This is a genomic window from Kushneria aurantia DSM 21353 (assembly GCF_000382245.1).
Classification (GTDB): Bacteria; Pseudomonadota; Gammaproteobacteria; order Pseudomonadales; family Halomonadaceae; genus Kushneria; species Kushneria aurantia.
In genome coordinates this window covers 4150-22275 of record NZ_KB907896.1, presented here as the reverse complement: position 1 = coordinate 22275, position 18126 = coordinate 4150, and the positions used below count along the sequence as shown (strand labels likewise).

The 18126-nt window shown below is 56.1% G+C and carries 22 protein-coding genes, 2 tRNA genes and 2 pseudogenes; 19 read left to right on the top strand and 7 right to left on the bottom strand.

Features of this window, described 5'->3' with window-relative positions; translation table 11 throughout:
• The first annotated feature begins 242 nt into the window (after positions 1–242).
• The 3 genes from H146_RS0116805 to H146_RS21560 all read left to right on the top strand — a co-directional run bounded on the left by H146_RS0116805 (position 243) and on the right by H146_RS21560 (position 3601).
• Entirely contained in the window at positions 243–983 is a 741-nt protein-coding gene (locus H146_RS0116805; protein WP_019953047.1) for a FadR/GntR family transcriptional regulator, read from the top strand.
• A gap of 368 nt (positions 984–1351) precedes the next feature.
• Positions 1352–3403 (top strand): TonB-dependent receptor domain-containing protein, encoded by a 2052-nt coding sequence (locus H146_RS0116800; RefSeq protein ID WP_019953046.1) that lies wholly within the window; start codon positions 1352–1354, stop codon positions 3401–3403.
• A 106-nt stretch (positions 3404–3509) separates the two neighbouring features.
• Positions 3510–3601, top strand: a tRNA-Arg gene (locus tag H146_RS21560).
• 96 nt (positions 3602–3697) lie between these two features.
• On the opposite strand, the gene H146_RS20955 is transcribed toward H146_RS21560, so the two are convergent.
• Positions 3698–4324 (bottom strand): DUF2726 domain-containing protein, encoded by a 627-nt coding sequence (locus tag H146_RS20955; RefSeq protein WP_169433499.1) that lies wholly within the window; start codon positions 4322–4324, stop codon positions 3698–3700.
• 61 nt (positions 4325–4385) lie between these two features.
• Positions 4386–4682: a helix-turn-helix domain-containing protein gene (locus H146_RS21555; RefSeq protein ID WP_156826876.1), complete on the bottom strand. Its 297-nt coding sequence runs from the start codon at positions 4680–4682 to the stop codon at positions 4386–4388.
• Positions 4683–4806: 124 nt separating this feature from the next.
• Here H146_RS21555 and H146_RS0116795 point away from each other — a divergent pair, with 124 nt between their 5' ends.
• The 14 genes from H146_RS0116795 (at position 4807) to H146_RS0116725 (ending at position 13257) form a co-directional block, all read left to right on the top strand.
• Positions 4807–5013, top strand: a complete 207-nt coding sequence (locus tag H146_RS0116795; RefSeq protein WP_019953045.1) for an excisionase family DNA-binding protein — start codon at positions 4807–4809, stop codon at positions 5011–5013.
• A complete protein-coding gene (locus H146_RS21550) occupies positions 5013–5624 on the top strand; it encodes a class III extradiol ring-cleavage dioxygenase family protein (RefSeq protein WP_156826875.1) in 612 nt (203 codons plus the stop codon). The genes H146_RS0116795 and H146_RS21550 overlap by 1 nt, the downstream gene beginning before the upstream one ends.
• Positions 5614–5820: a hypothetical protein gene (locus H146_RS0116785; protein ID WP_019953043.1), complete on the top strand. Its 207-nt coding sequence runs from the start codon at positions 5614–5616 to the stop codon at positions 5818–5820. Before H146_RS21550 ends, H146_RS0116785 begins: the two co-directional genes overlap by 11 nt.
• A 439-nt stretch (positions 5821–6259) precedes the next feature.
• The gene (locus H146_RS0116780) at positions 6260–6631 is read left to right on the top strand and encodes a hypothetical protein (protein ID WP_019953042.1); all 372 of its coding nucleotides are present in this window, start codon (positions 6260–6262) and stop codon (positions 6629–6631) included.
• A 288-nt stretch (positions 6632–6919) separates the two neighbouring features.
• Positions 6920–7291 (top strand): hypothetical protein, encoded by a 372-nt coding sequence (locus H146_RS0116775; protein ID WP_019953041.1) that lies wholly within the window; start codon positions 6920–6922, stop codon positions 7289–7291.
• Between the two features lie 24 nt (positions 7292–7315).
• A complete protein-coding gene (locus tag H146_RS21545; protein WP_156826874.1) occupies positions 7316–7516 on the top strand; it encodes a hypothetical protein in 201 nt (66 codons plus the stop codon).
• A gap of 5 nt (positions 7517–7521) precedes the next feature.
• The gene (locus H146_RS20950; RefSeq protein ID WP_211213358.1) at positions 7522–7776 is read left to right on the top strand and encodes a major capsid protein; all 255 of its coding nucleotides are present in this window, start codon (positions 7522–7524) and stop codon (positions 7774–7776) included.
• A 210-nt stretch (positions 7777–7986) separates the two neighbouring features.
• Positions 7987–9129, top strand: a complete 1143-nt coding sequence (locus tag H146_RS21540; RefSeq protein ID WP_156826873.1) for a virulence factor TspB C-terminal domain-related protein — start codon at positions 7987–7989, stop codon at positions 9127–9129.
• Between the two features lie 20 nt (positions 9130–9149).
• A complete protein-coding gene (locus tag H146_RS20945; RefSeq protein ID WP_083920926.1) occupies positions 9150–9443 on the top strand; it encodes a DUF2523 domain-containing protein in 294 nt (97 codons plus the stop codon).
• Positions 9443–10315 carry a zonular occludens toxin domain-containing protein gene (locus H146_RS20940; RefSeq protein WP_083920925.1) on the top strand — a complete coding sequence of 291 codons (873 nt, stop codon included), beginning with the start codon at positions 9443–9445 and terminating at the stop codon, positions 10313–10315. The genes H146_RS20945 and H146_RS20940 overlap by 1 nt, the downstream gene beginning before the upstream one ends.
• Positions 10312–10581: a hypothetical protein gene (locus H146_RS21535; protein ID WP_156826872.1), complete on the top strand. Its 270-nt coding sequence runs from the start codon at positions 10312–10314 to the stop codon at positions 10579–10581. The genes H146_RS20940 and H146_RS21535 overlap by 4 nt, the downstream gene beginning before the upstream one ends.
• 234 nt (positions 10582–10815) lie before the next feature.
• Entirely contained in the window at positions 10816–12111 is a 1296-nt protein-coding gene (locus H146_RS0116735) for a hypothetical protein (RefSeq protein WP_019953033.1), read from the top strand.
• Positions 12108–13142, top strand: a complete 1035-nt coding sequence (locus H146_RS19765; protein WP_019953032.1) for a phage integrase — start codon at positions 12108–12110, stop codon at positions 13140–13142. Before H146_RS0116735 ends, H146_RS19765 begins: the two co-directional genes overlap by 4 nt.
• A 38-nt stretch (positions 13143–13180) precedes the next feature.
• A tRNA-Arg gene (locus H146_RS0116725) sits at positions 13181–13257 on the top strand.
• A gap of 189 nt (positions 13258–13446) precedes the next feature.
• On the opposite strand, the gene fos is transcribed toward H146_RS0116725, so the two are convergent.
• Positions 13447–13881 (bottom strand): fosfomycin resistance glutathione transferase, encoded by a 435-nt coding sequence (gene fos / locus H146_RS0116720; protein WP_019953031.1) that lies wholly within the window; start codon positions 13879–13881, stop codon positions 13447–13449.
• Positions 13882–14093: 212 nt separating this feature from the next.
• Between fos and H146_RS20070 the strand changes: the two are divergent.
• Positions 14094–14634: pseudogene (locus tag H146_RS20070) on the top strand (IS6 family transposase).
• Between the two features lie 317 nt (positions 14635–14951).
• Here H146_RS20070 and H146_RS19755 read toward each other — a convergent pair.
• Genes H146_RS19755 through H146_RS0116700 form a run of 3 tightly spaced genes read right to left on the bottom strand, consistent with a single transcriptional unit; the run spans position 14952 to position 16833 of the window.
• Positions 14952–15704: an SDR family oxidoreductase gene (locus tag H146_RS19755; RefSeq protein ID WP_019953030.1), complete on the bottom strand. Its 753-nt coding sequence runs from the start codon at positions 15702–15704 to the stop codon at positions 14952–14954.
• A complete protein-coding gene (locus tag H146_RS0116705) occupies positions 15701–16009 on the bottom strand; it encodes a putative quinol monooxygenase (RefSeq protein WP_019953029.1) in 309 nt (102 codons plus the stop codon). Before H146_RS0116705 ends, H146_RS19755 begins: the two co-directional genes overlap by 4 nt.
• Before the next feature lie 5 nt (positions 16010–16014).
• Complete coding sequence (locus H146_RS0116700) at positions 16015–16833, bottom strand: oxidoreductase (protein WP_019953028.1); 819 nt, start codon at positions 16831–16833, stop codon at positions 16015–16017.
• Positions 16834–16945: 112 nt separating this feature from the next.
• Here H146_RS0116700 and H146_RS0116695 point away from each other — a divergent pair, with 112 nt between their 5' ends.
• Entirely contained in the window at positions 16946–17836 is an 891-nt protein-coding gene (locus H146_RS0116695) for a LysR family transcriptional regulator (protein WP_026352072.1), read from the top strand.
• 67 nt (positions 17837–17903) lie between these two features.
• Here the strand turns inward: H146_RS0116695 and H146_RS21765 are convergent.
• Positions 17904–18126: pseudogene (locus tag H146_RS21765) on the bottom strand (hypothetical protein); the annotation flags it as partial.

Genomic DNA, 18126 nt, shown 5'->3' with positions numbered 1-18126 from the left:
CCGGTCTGCTATCAGAACCTGCCGGAGGCGCTGCGCCCCGAGGCGCTGCGAGAGGAGAATCCGCTGTCGCTGAGCCGGCTGGTCGACGGCAAGCGCGATTGATAGCCCCTTCCGACCGGGGGCCGCATGCAGCAAAAGTGCGGCCCCGGCGGGAGTGCAGTGCTCTGCGTGTTATGATCGTGACTGCGCAAGTGATCAATGACGCCGTCCGGTCGGGTACAACAGAGAGCGTGGATGCATTCATGTCGGAATCGAAGTCGCTACAGGTCGAACGCATCACGCAGCAGGGCAGTCTCTCGGGGCAGATATCGGCGCAGCTCAGGACGCAGATCGTGCAACAGCGTATCGCCGTGGGGGAGCTGTTACCGACGGAAAGCGAGCTCTGCGACATGTTCGGCGTCAGCCGCACGGCGGTACGCGAAGCCATTGCGTATCTGCGTTCGATGGGGCTGGTGGAGACGCGACGGGGGATCGGCACCCGTGTCATCAGCACCGGCAGCGAGACGCCCTTGCCAGCACGGCGTATTCGTGCCAATACGCTGGATGACATTCTGCATGTGCTGGAACTGCGCCTGACGCTGGAGCCTCGCGCAGCAGCCCTGGCTGCCGAGCGCCATACGCCGCAGGATGTCGAGAAACTGCAGCAGGCCCACGCGAACTTTCAGACCGCTGCCCGCCGCGGCGACCAGGCGCGCCGGGAAGACTATCAGTTCCACCGCGCGATCATTGAAGCTGCCCATAATCCTTTCTTTCTCTCCTGTTACGAACCGCTCAGTCAGGAAGCGATCCCGCGTGCGCGTTTGATCGCGACCGAACTGGATACTGCCTCCACGCAGCGCTACCTGGAGATGGTGGCACAGGAGCATGGCGCTATTCTCGATGCCATCCTGGCGCACGACAGCGAGGGGGCACGGGAAGCGGTGGTTTGCCACTTCAGTCGGGCACGTGAGACCTACGCTGCCTACCGGCAGGAAAAGTCATAGTCTACGCCCCTGGCTATCGCCTGCGGGCCACACTGCGTGCAAGGGCCTGGTGAATGGCCCGATCGGCTCGCCCCCCCCCTTCGCTGACCGAGCATTGTCTACCGGCACTGCCGGCCGAGTGCCGATCAGGAGAGATCGACACCCGTGGCCGGGAGGGCAGACAGGTAGGGAACGGCACTTTTAGTTAATGATATTCATTTTCATTTGGTGTAGGGTCCAGCATTGACGAATTCGGGGAAAGCCGCCCGAAACGTCTGTTTTAGTGCGGGCATCCACAACAATGATATTAACGGCAGGGCACCACAGAGCGCCGGCCTTCGTGACTGGCCCCGATGAGACAACGAACGCAATACCATTCGGGGAACACAATGCTTGAAGATCAAAACGCGCCCGCTGCCGGGCGTGGTTACGCCTCACTCGCGCTTTTGGGTATGACAATGGGGCTTGCGGGTATGGCGATGGCGGCCGAACAGAGTCGCCCGGCCGCCGCGCAGGACAGCACGCAGGCGCAGGTCAACACGCTCAATACCATGACGGTCACCTCCGCCTCGGCGTCGGGCTATGCGGTCGACCCGGTGCATGCGCCGGCCAGTATTTCGGTGATCGGTCGCGACGAGCTTGAATCGCGCTCCTATCGTGACGTCAGCCAGGCGCTGCAGGATATTCCCGGTGTCTACGTGGACACCGCGCCGACCGGCAAGGGCGGCACCGGCGAGGTGTCAATTCGCGGCTTCGGGTCCGACTACACCCTGATTCTGGTCGATGGCGTGCCGCAGGACTCCTCCCAGGCCTACTACAACGGCTACGGCTCCGGTGCCGAGTACGGCTGGCTGCCGCCCACTTCGGCCATCGAGCGCATCGAAGTGATCCGCGGGCCGATGTCGACGCTCTACGGCTCCGATGCGCTGGGCGGGGTGATCAACATCATCACCCGTGACGTGCCCGAGCAGTGGACCGGCTCGGTGACGATGGACACCGTCGTCCAGCAGAGCAGCGATTCCGGCGATCGACAGCAGGGGCGTTTCTACTTCGCTGGCCCGCTGGTGGAAGACAAACTCGGCGCTACCCTTACCGGCTCGCGGCTCAACCGCAACGAGGACAACATCGAAGGCGGCTACGCCGGCTACGACCGTGAAGTGCTCGACGCCGAACTGGCCTGGACCCTCAACGACGCCAACACCCTCAAGTTCGAGGCGGGCTACGGTAACCAGCACACCACCGCCGACAGCGACAGAAGCTTCAGCCGCTCCGGCGGTGCCGACTTTCGCGCACAGCGTCGTCACCAGACGCTGACGCATGAACTGGACTGGGGTGGCGGCCTCAACACCCGCAGCTTCGTCAAGCGCGTCGAACTGCAGCAGAACGACAGTGCCTACACCTCCACCTACGAGCGCACCACCGCCAAAAGCACCACTGCGATGTCGCTGGGCGATCACCTGCTGACCGTGGGCGCCGAGTTTCGTAATCAGGAGAACCACAACCCCGACCGCGGACTGGGTCGCCAGACGCTCGAACGCTGGGACGGCGCCCTGTTCGCCGAGGATGAGTGGTTCATGACCCGTCGGTTCTCTCTGACCACCGGCGCGCGCTGGGTAAAGGACGAAAACTACGGCAGCGAATTCGTGCCGCGTCTCTACGGCGTTTTCGACGCCACCTCGGCGCTCACCTTCAAGGGTGGGGTGAGCGCCGGCTACCGTACGCCGGATCTCAAGGAGGGCGACTCCAACTGGATCGAGGGCGGCGGCGGTCCGCGCTGTGCCGACTGCCGCGACGTAGGCAACTCCGACCTGCAGCCGGAGAAGAGCGTCACCTACGAGCTGGGAACCTATTGGCAGGCCACCCGGGATCTGGCGACCAGCCTGACCGTGTTTTACACCGAGTTCGACGACAAGATCGAGAAGCCGATCGTTTGTGATACCCGCGAAGGCGTCGATGCCTCCTGTGTCTACCTGGGTGAGGAATACGCCGCCCTTTACCAGTACACCAACGTGGAAGAGGCGACCATACAGGGCGTTGAGTGGACGGCCGACTGGGCGATCACGCCGACGCTGGATCTCGAGTCGAGCTACACCTTTACCGACAGCGAACAGCAAAGTGGCGATAACGCCGGCATGCCGCTCAACGACCAGCCGCGCCACCGCGCCAGCCTTGGCCTCGACTGGGCGGCCAGCCGCGACACCAATGTGTGGAGCAGAGTGCGCTACCGCGGCGAGGCCGAACAGGTTGCCGGCCGGGGCGGGCTGAGCGAAGCCTGGCCCAGCTACACCCTGGTGGACAGCGGCTTCAGCCACCAGCTGCGTGAGCAGGTCGAACTCTACGGCGGCATCTACAACCTCTTTGACCGCGACATCAACGAAGCGGACTACGGCCGGGTGCTCGACGGTCGGCGCTACAACGTTGGCGTAACGCTCGGCTTCTGAGCGTATTGCCCCTGGCCTGCACGGTCCGGGGCATTATTGGCTGTGATCGACCTGGTCAGCGCTGGCCATGACCGCTAGAATGGGTGGTGTTTCCCGGCGTTACGCCCGAGTGGCTCAATTGGATAGAGCAACGGCCTTCGAAGCCTTTTTTAAGGCGTTCAATGCTGTTTGTTGTTATTCAATTCAATGACTTATCCATTGCACTTGTTGCTTTATTGCCCGTTGTTGACGGTTAAAACGGTCAATTTCCGGTCACTGGCTATTGCCTGCGTCACTATCATCTGTTCTCTGATATTAGTGTTCGGCAAAGCTTCTGGACGCCTTTTGTTTATTCATTTCGCTGGAATATGTTACTTCTACGCTTTTATCTTTCTTTAATTTAAAACGGCGAAGCTTTACGCCTGAAACTTCGCATGCACGGTTTAGAATTCTATCTCGCTTCTGTCTTTCTTCTTTTTCGTGGCTTGCGTCGTCGAGTTCTAAAACATAGAGTATTTCAAAGTTGTTTATATCGCAAATGACATAATCAAAATGCCATTGTGATAGCTGTCTGAATAATGATTGATACTCCCTTGTTTTTACATGATATTTTTTTGTATTAGGCTGAATGATGTCTACTACTCTTACTTGGCAAAAAATCTTGAAGCTCTGCCCGTAGTCTCTTTCTAATGCATTGTATACTTCTCTTTCTGTTGGCGACATTAAGTGTGAGCGCGCTGTGTATGCGCCTCCTTTTTCCATCAGTTTTTCTGAGTAATTTTTCTTATCTTTCTTTTCACTGTGTATATCTTTTTTTGAATTCTTTATCTTTTTTTCTCTCCAGATAACTTGAATGGCTTTTAGAGCCAAGGCGCCAATAAGTAGGGGCCATAGCACTGATAGCATAGGTTTTAATATATTCTGCCAAAAATCTATTTCCATAACATTAAACTCTCTTTTTAGTTTCTGTTCCCTTCTCCCCTGCCTCGGCACCATCGTTTGGCTATTTGCCCTGCGATTTGGCGACCGTTCTTTGAGTCTTAAGCTCTTTTCTTGCCCTTTCTACTTCTGGGCTTATTTGCCCACCTTCTGTGTCTACCATGCCGGTGGTCAACCATAGCGCATATCTAGGCCATATTCTGCATACAGCCTCTATGACATCTCCTCTTGGGATTCTTCCTGTCTGTTCTATTCCCTCGATTGTTTTTTTAGATATGCCAGTGACTTGGGAAAACTCATGTCTTCCGTTGGTCTCTGCCTCCCTTATCTCTCTCAAACGCGATGCAATGGTGCTTGACATGTACTCGCCTGCGAGTATACTCGCTTTAAGTGTCCTCTTTTAAGAGTACACTGTTGGTAAATTGACCTCCTAAACATACCACAATCAAAAACATCGAATCACAACCAACGCTATCGGGGGCGTTATGGAACAGGAGCAGGTGACACCGCAGACCGACAACCATCCCATCATGACGCTGGAGCTATTCGCCAGCCGCACCGGCGTGACAGTCCCCACGGTTCGGGCATGGGTGCATAACGGCGATATCCCCAGCGTGAAAGTGGGCAAGCGTCGTCTTGTGAACATGGTGGGCCTGATTCGCGACCTGATCGACGATGAAGGGGGCTTGTGATGAAAATTTCGATCACCGAAACGTCTTCATATCCGAATTTCGCTTTTCATTTCTACGCCTGCACTATTGGCCGCGATACCTATACCGGTTCGGTGCATGAAAGCAAGTGCGATTCTGTCGTTACCCTTCCCATGACGGTGCCTCTTGACCGTGTGTTCGCGTTGCTCGATCTGGATGGGCTTCACACCTCCGAGCATTGCGACTATTGCGTGGTTTCCGGCTTCTGTGGCTTCCATAGTGCATGGTTGTTCGTCAAAACAGTGTTTCAGCTCTGTTCACGCATTCGTTGCCGCACTGCGTTATCTCGTGGCCTCGAATCCCAGCCCGAATTGCCGCTGTATGCTGGGCCCGCTTCCCCTGACGTAACAACCCCTAACACCGTTCGTCAGGGGCTTTTTATCTCCGACGTCTTCCGCGCCGATCTCGAGCGTGCCAGTGCACAAGCCCGCTCTTTCTCTGTACGTAACCGTTGCCGAATGGCTTCTAAACCGAGCCGCCAGGCCGATGTATCCGCTATCACTCCTGATAGCGATATGTCTTGCTCTCTCCGGCTCCTGTCTTTTGTCTCGGCATCCCTCCACCAGACTCGGAGCCTTCACCATGGCCTTTAAACCTGCTGACTCGCATCGTCAGAACCTCTATATCCCGAACAGCGTCTATTACCGCCTGATTGCGCAGAGCGGCCAGCAGCGCACGCCGCCCACGACACTGATGAACCTGATTCTTGAGCACGCCTGTCAGCTGCTCGAATCCGGCGACGCTGCGCTGATTGACCACATTCAGAACCGCCATGTCGAGGCCCGCTGAAATGCTGCTCTGTTGCCCCCCGTCGCCCGTCGCGTCGTCGCACCGCCTACCTGCTCGCTGCTTGTGCGTGGGTCAAGGGCGCGCAGCGGCGAAGCGAACCCTTGACCTTCGCACGGGTAGCGAGCACAGCGCCTCCGACGACACGGCGGGCAGGGGGGGGTAACAGCGCCCCCCGGAGCCCTGAGCATAGGAGCGGTTTTGTTTTTGACCTTCCTCGCATCCGGCACCGCGCCGGCATCGCGCACGGTGCCGGATGCGAGCCCTTTATGACATCGAGCACCATCAGCGGCCGCAACGGCCCGACTCAGCGAAACGGGTTTATCGACCGAGTCGAGCACGGGACCGCTGCCCGGCCCGATCCCTGACAGGGAAACGGCCACGCAATAGCAGTACGACAAACCACAAACGTCAACGCAGCACCAGCATCGGAGTAACGAAAATGGCTAACCAGATGACCGTCCGCCTCGCCAACGTCAAGCGTTACAACATGGATGGACGACAGGGCGCCAGCGTCACCGTCATGGACCATATCGGAGCGGGTAACGAAAACAGTACCGGCATCGACTTCTCACAAATGTCCGCTGATTACAGCGTTTTCGATCAGTTCGTAAACCTTGGGCTTGAACCGCCCTGCAACGTCGAAGTCGATGTCGATATCCGCATGACGAAGGACCGCAACAATCGGCAGATGACCAGCCTTCACGTGGTTGCCCTCCGCGCCCCAATCGGTGGCGGAAACGGCCAGGCATCGAATGCTGGTCACAGTCGATCCGGGGCCGACTCCGCCGATAAGGCCAAGGCCACCAGCTAAGGGACGAATCAATGGATTATCTGGTCGTATGCACCGAGTTTGTAGAGCGTGGGGGATCAATTTCGCGCAACGGCCATTTCTCGGTCATTCCGTTGGATCGATTGATTGCTCGGTTTGAGCGGGAGCATTTGGCATCGAGCACCATCAGCGTCTGCAACGGCTCGACTCAGCGAAACGGGGTTATCGACCGAGTCGAGCACGGGACCGCTGCCCGGCCCGATCTGACAGGGAAACGGCCACGCAATAGCAGTACGACAAACCACAAACGTCAACATCGGAGTAACGGAAATGGCTAACCAGATGACCGTCCGCCTCGCCAACGTCAAGCGTTACAACATGGATGGACGACAGGGCGCCAGCGTCACCGTCATGGACCATATCGGAGCGGGTAACGAAAACAGTACCGGCATCGATTTTTCACAAATGTCTGCTGATTACAGCGTTTTCGATCAGTTTGTAAGCCTTGGCCTTGAACCGCCCTGCAACGTCGAAGTCGATGTCGATATCCGCATGACGAAGGATCGCAACAATCGGCAGATGACCAGCCTTCACGTGGTCGCCCTCCGCGCCCCAATCGGTGGCGGAAACGGCCAGGCATCGAACGCCGGTCACAGCCGATCCGGGGCCGAATCTGCCGATAAGGCCAAGTCGACTACCTGATAACGGACCAGCGGCTGATATTTCATGAAAGTACAAGCCTGCATCGATTACGACGAACAGCTTTCCCAGTGTCACGCAATTGTCTGGGTCGATGCAGCTGATCTCAGCCAGGCATCTTCTGGCATGAGTGCCGCCGAAGGATCGCAGATAGTGGCGGCAATACTTGGCGTCTGGGCGCTCGCATGGGTAGCCCGCGCCGTTGGAAAAGCATTCAACATAAGGTGAACACCATGAAAAAAGTAATGATCGTTCAAGGTCGTCGGCTCAAGACGGCTTATCGCAATGCAGCAATTGGTGGTGCTATGGCGCTTGCCTCTTTTCCTTCTTTTGCTGCTGAAGGTGGTGGTGGCGGTAACGTTCCCGATGGCTCTGCTGCGGCTTCTACCATCACTTCCGGTATGGCGGCTGTTGGTGCTGTTGCGGCTGCTGTACTCGGTGTGCTCGCTGCCATCAAGGTGGCTAAGCTGATCCGTCGCGCGCTTTAACACGCTGTCGACTTAAAGGCGCACAGTGGATGTGCGCCTTTTTCTGTCACAAATGGGGGAAAGGGGATGCGAAATGCTAGATTTCAGCGACGGTGCTTTGGTTATTATTGCATTCTTGGGTGCCTTTTGGCTTCTTTTCCACAATTGAGTTATGCCGCGCCTACTGATCTTGATCTGAGATATAAAAATGTCCGATCTCGTATAGATACCATGGAAGCTACTGTTGATCGCATGTCCGGGCGCAATCGTGAAATAAGGGTCGAATCTAATGTCAGGCACTCTAATTTGCCTGGTGGTGTTACGCGCCATGTCAAAACTGGCACTTGGATTCCGGCTCGTCGGTTTGGTAGGGCTGCATCTTTTCTTTTGAAAAGGGGCACCCAGATTGGTTGGGCTATAACCGCTCTTCAGGGTGCTGGTTATCTTTATGATGCCGCTACTAATTCTTTGTCTAAGTCTGGTGGTAGTGGCGATCGTGTTGATGCAGACAGAGTTTCTAAGGAAAATGGCCATGATTCTGGCTATTCCTTTAAAGGTTGGGATACGCTTTATGCTGCTGCAAAAACTATTTGTCAGGGTGGTTCTATAGGTTCTCTGGATTATAATAAGATTAGCAAAAATTATGCTGTGGCTTGTGTTTTTAAGTATCCTAATGGCGATTCTTATTTAACATATGTTGATACTGTTAGTCCTTCTGCTTCTGATCCTACAAGATTTGAGAATTCTCCTGAGTTTCAATATCCTGATTCAGATTCTGGTGGTGATTCTGTTTCTTTTGATGATGATGTTGTTGTTCAGATTCTATCAGATAATGTTTCGCCTAATTCTGTGAATGATATTATTGATTCTGGTAGTGACATTTCCGATTGGCGTTCTCAGAATTCAGATTCCCCTTTTAGTAATAATGTATCTTCTCGATCTTCTTCTGGTTCTGTTCCACCTGAACTTTTTGATCGAGTTGGGAAAGATGGTCAGAATCTAGCCCATGATTATGGTAATGATGATGATTCTGATAGGCCTTATCCTGATCAAGATACTAGTCCGGGTACTGATTCAAGTTCCCAGATTTATGATGAAATAATGAAGAATCCTACTGGTGATGATTCTCGATTTCCTGATCAGTCCCCTGAGTGGCAGACTGAAGTGATTTCCGAGCTTCCTGATTATAGCACTGGACTTGGTTCTGGCTCTTGTCCTGCTCCTGCCGTTATTCCTCTTCCTTTGGGATGGGGTAATATAGAGCTTGATTGGCAACCGATCTGTGATTTTGCTACTTACATAAGGGGGGCTGTTATTGCCGTCGGTTTTCTTGCTGCGCTTTACATTGTTCTTGGTGTTCGTACTTCGGCTTAGTAATTTGAAAGGACATAACTATGTGGACTATTCTTATTAGCATATTGACTCGCTTTGGCACTTATATGGTGTCGTCTCTTCTTGTTCGTGTTTCATCACTTGTTGTTTTTACAACTATCGGCTCTACTCTAATAAGTTCGCTTCTCAATCGCTTTACGTCGGAGCTTTCTGGTGTTGGCCAGTTTCTCTGGTTTATGGAACTGGCTGGTTTTCCGGTCGCTTTGTCTTCTATCGGGTCTGCTTTGTTGTTACGTGCCACCATGAATGCCTGGAGTCTCAAGCCGGGTTCAGCGATCACTGGGGGCAGGAGCTAATGGCTATTCATCTAATTTCAGGCGTGCCCGGGGCTGGTAAGACACTTCGTGCGGTTGATACTGTTCGTAGACTGATTGACATGGAAGCGGGGCAGGATCGTCCACTTTTTGGTAACGTTAATGGGCTCAAGGCACAGTCTCCTATTCCTGATGAATGGATGGATTGCCCTGATGGCGCCATTGTCCTTATAGATGAATGTCAGCAGCGATGGCGTCGATATCGCAGTACTGGCACGCCTCCAGCAGAGATATCCGCTTTGGAGACGCATAGGCATCGTGGTATCGACTTTGTGCTGACCTGCCAGAATCCTCAGCAGTTGACTGCTGACGTTCGTTCGCTTGTTGATACCCATGAACATCTTATGCGAAAGGGTGGCCTTAATGGCGCTGTTGTTAGTCGATGGGAAGGGCAGTGTCATAGTAGTCCTGCATCCCATCGTAAGGATGCTGATTGTGAACAGCAGATATGGCGTTATCCGAAGGAAGTTTTCTCGATGTATCAGTCTGCCTCGATGCATACTGTCCAGCGTCGTCTGCCTCGCATCCTTTACGTCGCTCCCGCCGTTCTTATTGCCGCTGTGGTTGCGATTTACTTCGCTTTTTCCAGCACTATCAATACCCTTATACTCGATGCTAACGCTGATGATTCGTCTTCCGATACCAGCGCCTCGCGTCAATCCGAACTTAATATCGGTCAAGCGGCACAGTCTTCCGAGCGTGAAGTTGTAGTGGCCACTTCAGGCGGTTCTATCAATGATGAAATATGCCGTCTCTTTGACAGTGACGGAGTTCGTCTCAATGTTTCCCTTCCTGTCTGTCTTGATGCTCTCGAATTTGGTCTTCCGCAATCTGTCGAGGTGATGCCGCGATGACTTCTAAATTAATGTCTCCTGACCTTTTACCCTTTGTCGAGTCTCTTGCTATTTTGCAGTCTGAAGTTCGTTATTTACATAATTTTCAGGATGCTTTTGACCTTGATTCTCACCTTGCTTTTCGGCTTCGATTCTATGCTCAAATTGTTGAAGCCGTTTCCCGAGAGTTGCTTGCAATTGTCCCTTCTGATAGTTTTAGCAGCCTTTCTCTTATAAATCTTCATGGCTGCTCTGATAGCATTTGCTTCAGGTTAATGCCGCAATGATAATTTTTATTCATCATGTCTTATGCATTAACCAATCTCTGTGCCGCTGTCATATGTTTAATGGAAATTATACTGATTACAAACCGCATTCTCCGTTGCGCGCGGCCGGAGCGCCCCACCGGACGCACCGAACCGCGCGCATCGATGAGACCGTCCCTGTAACACGTCTCATCAACTAACAGCGTCAGCGCCAAAATTGATTGGTTATTATTCATTACGAAAAAGGGGTTCATCATGTCCGATTGGGATCGCTATAGCATCAGCTCTCTCGCCAGCGGCGAAGCCGATCCGCTTGGCAATCTGTTTCTGAGCCCGGCGGGGCAGGTCGATCTGTCAAACATCCGTATTCTCCATGCCGGTATCGACACCATCCGGCAGACCTATTCCGGCGTTCCCTGCCGCTATGAGTTCGACCGTCTTCGCGAAGCCTATCAGTCCGGCGAGGGCGCTATTGTCAATCTGGCCGGCTCCGACTTCATCGTTGGCGCGGTGGGGCAGGACAGCGGTTATCGCTACAAGCTCCAGAATAACGACCTTGGCGTGATAGTTCTGTTTCGCTCCCGCCATGCCAAGCTCGACACCTTCGGCTCACACGTCAAGATTGAGCTCTCGCCGCATTTCATCTATGAGCATGGTGCGAACGGTTGTCAGACGTACATGGATACCCTTGCTTGTCATTTGCTCGCCCGGCTGGAACACCAGTCCTGTGCCGTTCATCTCGCTATCGACGTACAGGGTTGGACGCCACCGCGTGACTTTCTCGACCGTTTTACCACTCGCTCCCGCCATATCTATACCGCCGACGGTATCAACCGTATGGAGCTCGATCAGGGCACTATCGCGACCGGCTATGGCGATCGTGAAACCGTTACTTTCGGGCGAGCGGCTTCCCTTCAGCTCACCACCTATAACAAGTCAAAACAGGCCCTTGCGACTGATAAACTCGATTTCTGGCAGGGCATCTGGTCGACCGCTGCGGGTGATGATCCCTGCACGGCGCTATATGATCCCGATCAGCCTGTTCAGCGCATCGAGTGTCGATTCCATCAGTCTGTACTTGCTGACTACGCCCGTGGTGAGCCCCATAATCCCGATACCGGCGAATGCCCTGATCCACACAAGGGCTTTGCCCGTTTCATCGACGTGGTGCCGCATCTGACCGGCCTCTGGCGTTCTGCGCTTCAGTCCCAGCGCCTTGATCATAGCCGTGACCTGATTGATCCCGCATGGCAGCTATTTCGTGACGATCCGCGTTTTCACTCCAGCGCTCCCGATTTTCTCTACAAGCGCCGCAAAAAGACGCCGGGGCAGGGTAACGATAAAAATATCGCGCTGGTCGTCGGTAATTTGATATCGCTCTACGCCCGTCAGGGCTTCACTGCCAAGCAAGCCATGCATGGCCTTGCGCATTGCGGCATCTGGAATGAAATAGCCGCCTATTACCGCGCCCGCGGCATACACGCTGCCGAATTTCGCCAGCTACTGCATGACAAGCTGATAGAGCGCCGAATGTTGGGCAGGGCCGCATGACCATCAGAAAGACTGAAAAGGGCTGGCAGGTTGATATCCGTCCCAGTGGGATGAAGGGCAAGCGCGCCCGGCGCACTTTCCCCACAAAGGGTGAAGCCCAGCGTTTTGAAAAGCGGGTTCTGGCCTCCGTCTCCGATGGCTCTGTTTATGGCCGCACGTCCTGCGATATGCGGCTGACAGACTGTGCGCATTTCTGGTTCGATACCCATGGCAGTCATCTTAAAGACGGCTCCGCTCGCTTGCGCCACCTGCTTCGTCTTGCTCACCTGCTGGGTGATTGCGCTCTCTCGTCGATCAAGCCTTCAGACGTGGTGGCACTTCGCTCTCGGCGCCTTGCCGATGGCCGATCCATTCAGACCGTTAACCACGATTTGAAATACCTTCGCGCTGCTGTAAACCACGCTATCGCAATGAACCAATACCAGGGTGATAATCCTTTCGCCGCTGTCCGGCTTCTGCGCCAGCCCGACACCGAGCTATCGTTTCTCGACCAGTACCAGATAGATGCTCTGTTCTCTCTGCTCGCTCTGTCTTCCAGCTCCGATGCCTATCTGGTTGCTGAGTTATCTCTTTCCACTGGTTGTCGCTGGGGCGAAGCGCTATCCCTCCGCGCTTCCCAGCTCCGTTCTGGCTCCGTGACCTTCATTGATACAAAAAATGGGTCCAGCCGCACTGTTCCGATCTCTGCCGATCTTTTCCGGCGCCTTCACCACCATGCGCATGGCGCTACCGTCTTTTCCACCAATCCCTACGCTGCTTTTACAAACGCCCTCGCTCGCGTTGGTATCACGCTCCCTAAAGGTCAGCGTGCCCATGTTCTGCGGCATACCTTCGCCAGCCATTTCGTCATGTCCGGGGGCGATCTCGTCACGCTTCAGCGTCTACTTGGTCACTCGACACTCAAGATGACAATGCGCTACGCTCACCTCTCTCCGGATTATCTGGCCGACGCTGTAAGACACGCTCCGACGATAGGCGGTCAAAAAGCGGTCAACGGTCAAAAAGGGCTTTCCGGCGATGGTGCTGATTGATACTATAAAGCACTGATAGGTAAGGTATTTCCCGCCATGCCCGAGTGGCTCAATTGGATAGAGCAACGGCCTTCGAAGCCGTGGGTTGCAGGTTCGAGTCCTGCCTCGGGCGCCATATTGGCTTCATGGATCTTCAAGGTTTTGCGATAAAAAACTGAAATATTTAGTTTTTTAGAATTTCCTTCCTCGCTGCCCCTCTCTAATTCCAGCTCAATCCGGCATACAAACGGTATGGTAACGTCCGCGCCGAGCCTATGGCGCCGGGCCAGCGCCCAGCGATAATGCCGTTTGAAACTGACAGGCTCTATCCAATGCCGTCATCCGGGCAGGTCAGGATTTCCATTCCGGCATAGGGCTTTTGCCTACAGGCTTCCAGCCTGCTGCCTGGATCACCCACGTGGAGCTCGAGCTTATGGCCATCAGGGTCGAGAAAATAGAATAAATCCCCTTCGCTTCGGTTTTGCCGCCACTCTGCAACGCCGTGGGCTCTGAGGTGCTCGACGGCGGAAGTAAACCCATCGGCCGTAACCGTGAAGGCGTAGTGGGTGTATTCGGGATGTGGTGTGGTGCCCCGGTGCTCGTCCGCAGTGAGGCAAAGCCAAAAACCGTCGTGAAGCGACAGGTAAGCACCGGTGTCCCATCTGGCGTTCAGAGTTAGCTCTAGCGTGTCCCTATAAAATGCAACGCTTCTGGCCAGGTCAGGGACCGCGAGTGTTAGATGGTTTAGACCTTTCAGCATACCTGGCTCCTGTATTTGACGGACTCCCCTGAATCTCACAGGAGTCGAGGCATCGCAAGCGTCGGCCAGCACGCCAGTAAGGATGGGCGCTCGCGCTCTTTCCATGCGAGGCATATGGTCTGAACAAAGGGGCTGTCGCAAACTTTTCAGCTTAACGGTCTGGTGACCGTGTTGGTCAATTTTCGAGCTCTCAATTGATGGAGAGCCATGTCATGATCCTGAACGCGATCGCCGAGAAGCTGAAGCGGCAGTCGCAGGACGACTTCAAGGGCCGGCAGTTCGAGGCCTGGCTGATCGTGCAGGCGGTGACCTGGTACCTGCGCTACCCGCTGAGCTACCGGGATCTGGAAGAGATGTTCGCCGAGCGCGGCTTTCCGGTCGATCATTCGACGATCAATCGCTGGGTTCTGACCTGCGCGCCGCTGATCGATAAGCGTCTGCGCCGGTTTCGCAGGCCCCATTGCGGCTCGATCCGGATCGAGGAGACCTATGTGAAGGTCCGCGGCCAGTGGCGATATCTGTATCGAGCCATCGACAAGCACGGCCACGCGGTTGACTTCCTTCTGACCGCCAAGCGCGATGCCGAGGATCGGCGGCTTCCGATCGTTCAACACCGCCCGGCGAACGATCAAAGGCTTCGAGGCCATGCTCTGGCTGAAAAAGGGTTTCGGCTTCGCAGGCGAGTGGACCGTTCACAGCCAGAACGAACTGGTCGCGCAGATCTTCGGGCTGCAAAAGGTTAACAAAGCCTGAAGTTTTTGAGCGAAACGGGGCTTTCGCACCTCGATCTCAAATTTGCGACAGGCCCGGATGCCGCACCCGATCGCCGCTTGTCGGCCAGCTCACCTATCTGACGACCAAGTCCCCTCATATCATCGATAGTCGCGGCACGTTCGACGGCGATGCAATGTATCCATGGGAGAGTTCCTTGCGACCGCATGTCTGCGAAAAGGCGACCGCTTCCGTGCCTCGATTGCGGGAAGCGGCCGCACATCGTGGCCTGCTTGAGTCCGTGGTCATGCTACTCAGCTCGTGGAGGTGAGCAGCGAATTTCGGCAAGCGAGCCCGGCTCACGCCCCTGTGGCGTCATTGACCATCTTCTGCGCCTCTTCAGGATCGCGGCGCCATGCATCGAACAGCGTCTCGCTCGTGACGGGACGGATGTCCATCCTGTCCTCGGCAAGCCCGTCGATCATCTCGCGGATCACCTCGTCGGGCGAAGCCTTCTGATCGGAGACAACCCCAGCGGAGAAGGGAGAGTCGACCAGTGGGGCGACCAACTCGAAAAGACTGATCGGTGAGCCGTTCTTTTTGAGTGTGAAGCGCATCGATTGGATGTAGGAATGAAGCGCGGCCTTCGTCGCGCTATAGGTCGGGTTGGTGTTGTCGGGCGCGTAGACCACGCCCGAGGTCGTTACGATGATCGCGGGTGCGGTCCGCCCATTCAAAAGCGGAACGAACCGATGCGTCAGGTCGACCGCGGAGACGAAGTTGACCTCCATCTCGGCCTTTGCGTGGTCGCGCGCCGGACTGCCGTCGAAGAGGCGGTATGTGTGGGTCACGCCTGCGTTCAGAAAGAGAACGTTCAGTTCAGGGGCGTTTGACTGGGCCCACTGAACGAGCCGTTCGACCTGCGCAGGGTCGGCGATGTCGCAGGCGAAATGAAGCGCGCCCGGCAAGTGAGCGGCTTCTTCCGCGAGGCGCTTCTCGTTCCGAGCGACCATCAGCACGCGGTTGCCGAGAGATGCGAAGGCCTTCGCTGCGGCGAGCCCCATGCCCGTCCCCGCACCCGTGATGAGAATGGTATTTCCCGAGATGTTCATCGCGTTGTTCCTTCAGGCGTTGTCGGGACGAGGGAGACGGTGTGCGGTGGACCGACGAGCAGCGCGAGCGCTTGCTGGTTTGCCGGCCCTTCGGCCGAGAGAGCGATATGCCGATCGGCGTCCGTCCTCGTCTGCCATCGTTCCAGCACGAAGAGGGTCCGTGGCTCTTCTTCGGTCCGGTAGGCGGCGTAAGAGACGTGGCCGGGCTCGCTCAGGACCTCCACCGCCACCTCCGCCAGACGTTCGGCAAAGCGAGCTGCCGCCTCTTCGTCGCGGGCTTCAAAGCGTGTGAGAAGATCGATCATGGGGATCATCCTTCGCCGTCGGCGTAGGACAGCGCTTCCCAGCGATCGATCTCGGTCGTCCATTTCGCCAAACGCTTGCGCACGAGGTCGAGCGCGACCGGTCCCACGAGCAGGTGCTCAGGCGGTTCGTTCATCTCGATGGCATCGAGGACCACGCGTCCAAGCGCGGCTGGATCGCCCCAAGGCACATCCGGGTTAGCGCTCGTGATCGGATCGTAATCTGCGATCCGACTCTCCGTCCGGGCCTGCGAGCGCGATGCCCAGTCGCTGCGATAGACGCCCGGCATGATCGCGGTGACCTTGATGCCGAGAGAGGCGACCTCCTGGGTCAGACTTTCGTTCAGTCCCAGGAAGGCGAACTTGGAGCTGTTGTAGGCGCCGAGATTGGGGAAAGCGATGATCCCGCCCATCGAGACCATGTTGACGATATGGCCCGCACGACGACGGCGCATGGATGGGAGGACCGCCTGTATCAGCGCGACCGGCGCAAAGACGTTGACGTCATACTGTCGGCGCATCGCATCGGCGTCGAGTTCCTCGATTACCCCCTGCAGACCGTATCCGGCGTTGTTGAGAAGGACGTCGATGGCTCCGAATTCCCGCTCGATCCCCTCCACGAAGGGTTGGATCGCGTTGTGGTCGGTGACGTCGAGCAGGCGACCGATCGACCGTCCCGGTTCGAGCGCCTCGAACTCGGCGCGCTGCTCTTCCTGGCGCAGGGTCCCGACGACGCGGTGTCCGCGGGCGAGGGCTTCGAGGGCGATGGAGCGGCCGAGGCCACTCGAAACGCCCGTAATCACAATGGTCTTCAAATTATCTCTCATGAAACTCTTCCTTTGGGTATTCGTCGCCGTGCGACAGTGGAGACTTCATGCTGGCACGCGCTTATCGCTGGTACTATCCGGTCAATATGAGATGAACCAGTGAAAATAAACCATGAATACCAGACCCAGTCTTGAAGATGTCAGCGCGCTGTTGCTAATCGCCACCTACCGAAGCTTCCGGCGAGCGGCCGATGAGCTGGGGCTTTCTCCCTCGACCCTGAGCCACCGAATGCGCGCCCTGGAGAAGACAATGGGCGTCCGGCTGCTGCATCGAACAACACGCAGTGTCTCTCCCACGCAGGCCGGTCAGCGTCTAATCGATCGCATGCAACCGGTACTTGAGGAGTTCGATATGGCGCTGGAAAGTGTCAATGACGAACGCGGCCGGCCAAGCGGGGCGCTTCGTATAAACGCAAGCGAGATTGCGGCACGAGTGCTGCTCACCAGCGTCGTGCCGGACTTTTTGACGCGATACCCCGAGATGACTCTGGATATCGTGACCGAAGGCCGGCTGATCGACATCGTGGAAGCTGGTTTCGATGCTGGCATCAGGCTGGCAGAGGCAGTGCCGCAGGACATGATTGCCGTGCCCTTTGGCGGCGAGACGCGCTTCATCGCCGTTGCATCCCCTCATTACATCGACCGCCACGATGCACCCGAAACGCCCGACGCGCTCCATCACCACGCCTGTATTCGCCAGCGCATGCCAAGCGGCAAGCGTTATCGATGGGAGTTCGAGCGCTATGGCCAGCAGACGACTGTGGATGTTCCCGGGGTTCTGACGCTCGATCATCAGGGGCTGATGGCCGAGGCCGCTGCCAGTGATCTTGGCATTGCCTACCTGTTCGAGCATGTCGTGCGTGGCCGGCTCGCGCGTGGCGAACTTGTGACCGTGCTTGACGACTGGTGTCCGCTCATCCCCGGGCTCTGTCTGTACTATTCCGGGCGTCGACATGTGCCATCAGGGCTACAGGCTTTTATCGACATGCTGAAAGAGCAGTAACTCCTCTAGCGAGCGAGAGGGGGGCGTGGAAGGCGCTACTTTCGTCTCACCCTATTGTTACACAACTTTACTTAATCAGCGCGCTCGAATATTGTGCTGAAAAGGCCTGTTGCGACATTCGCTCCGTCGGCGAACTGCCCTCGGCCAGCGGCATCGGTTCGGTGAACCGCTCCAGCGGCGGCGTGTGGTGGACTTCCCGCTTCACCGCGATGTGCGGATCCATGCCGGCCTGTTCGCAGGGCACTGAAATACCCGGTGTCGGCCAGCAGCCTGTCGACGCTGCCCGGCGA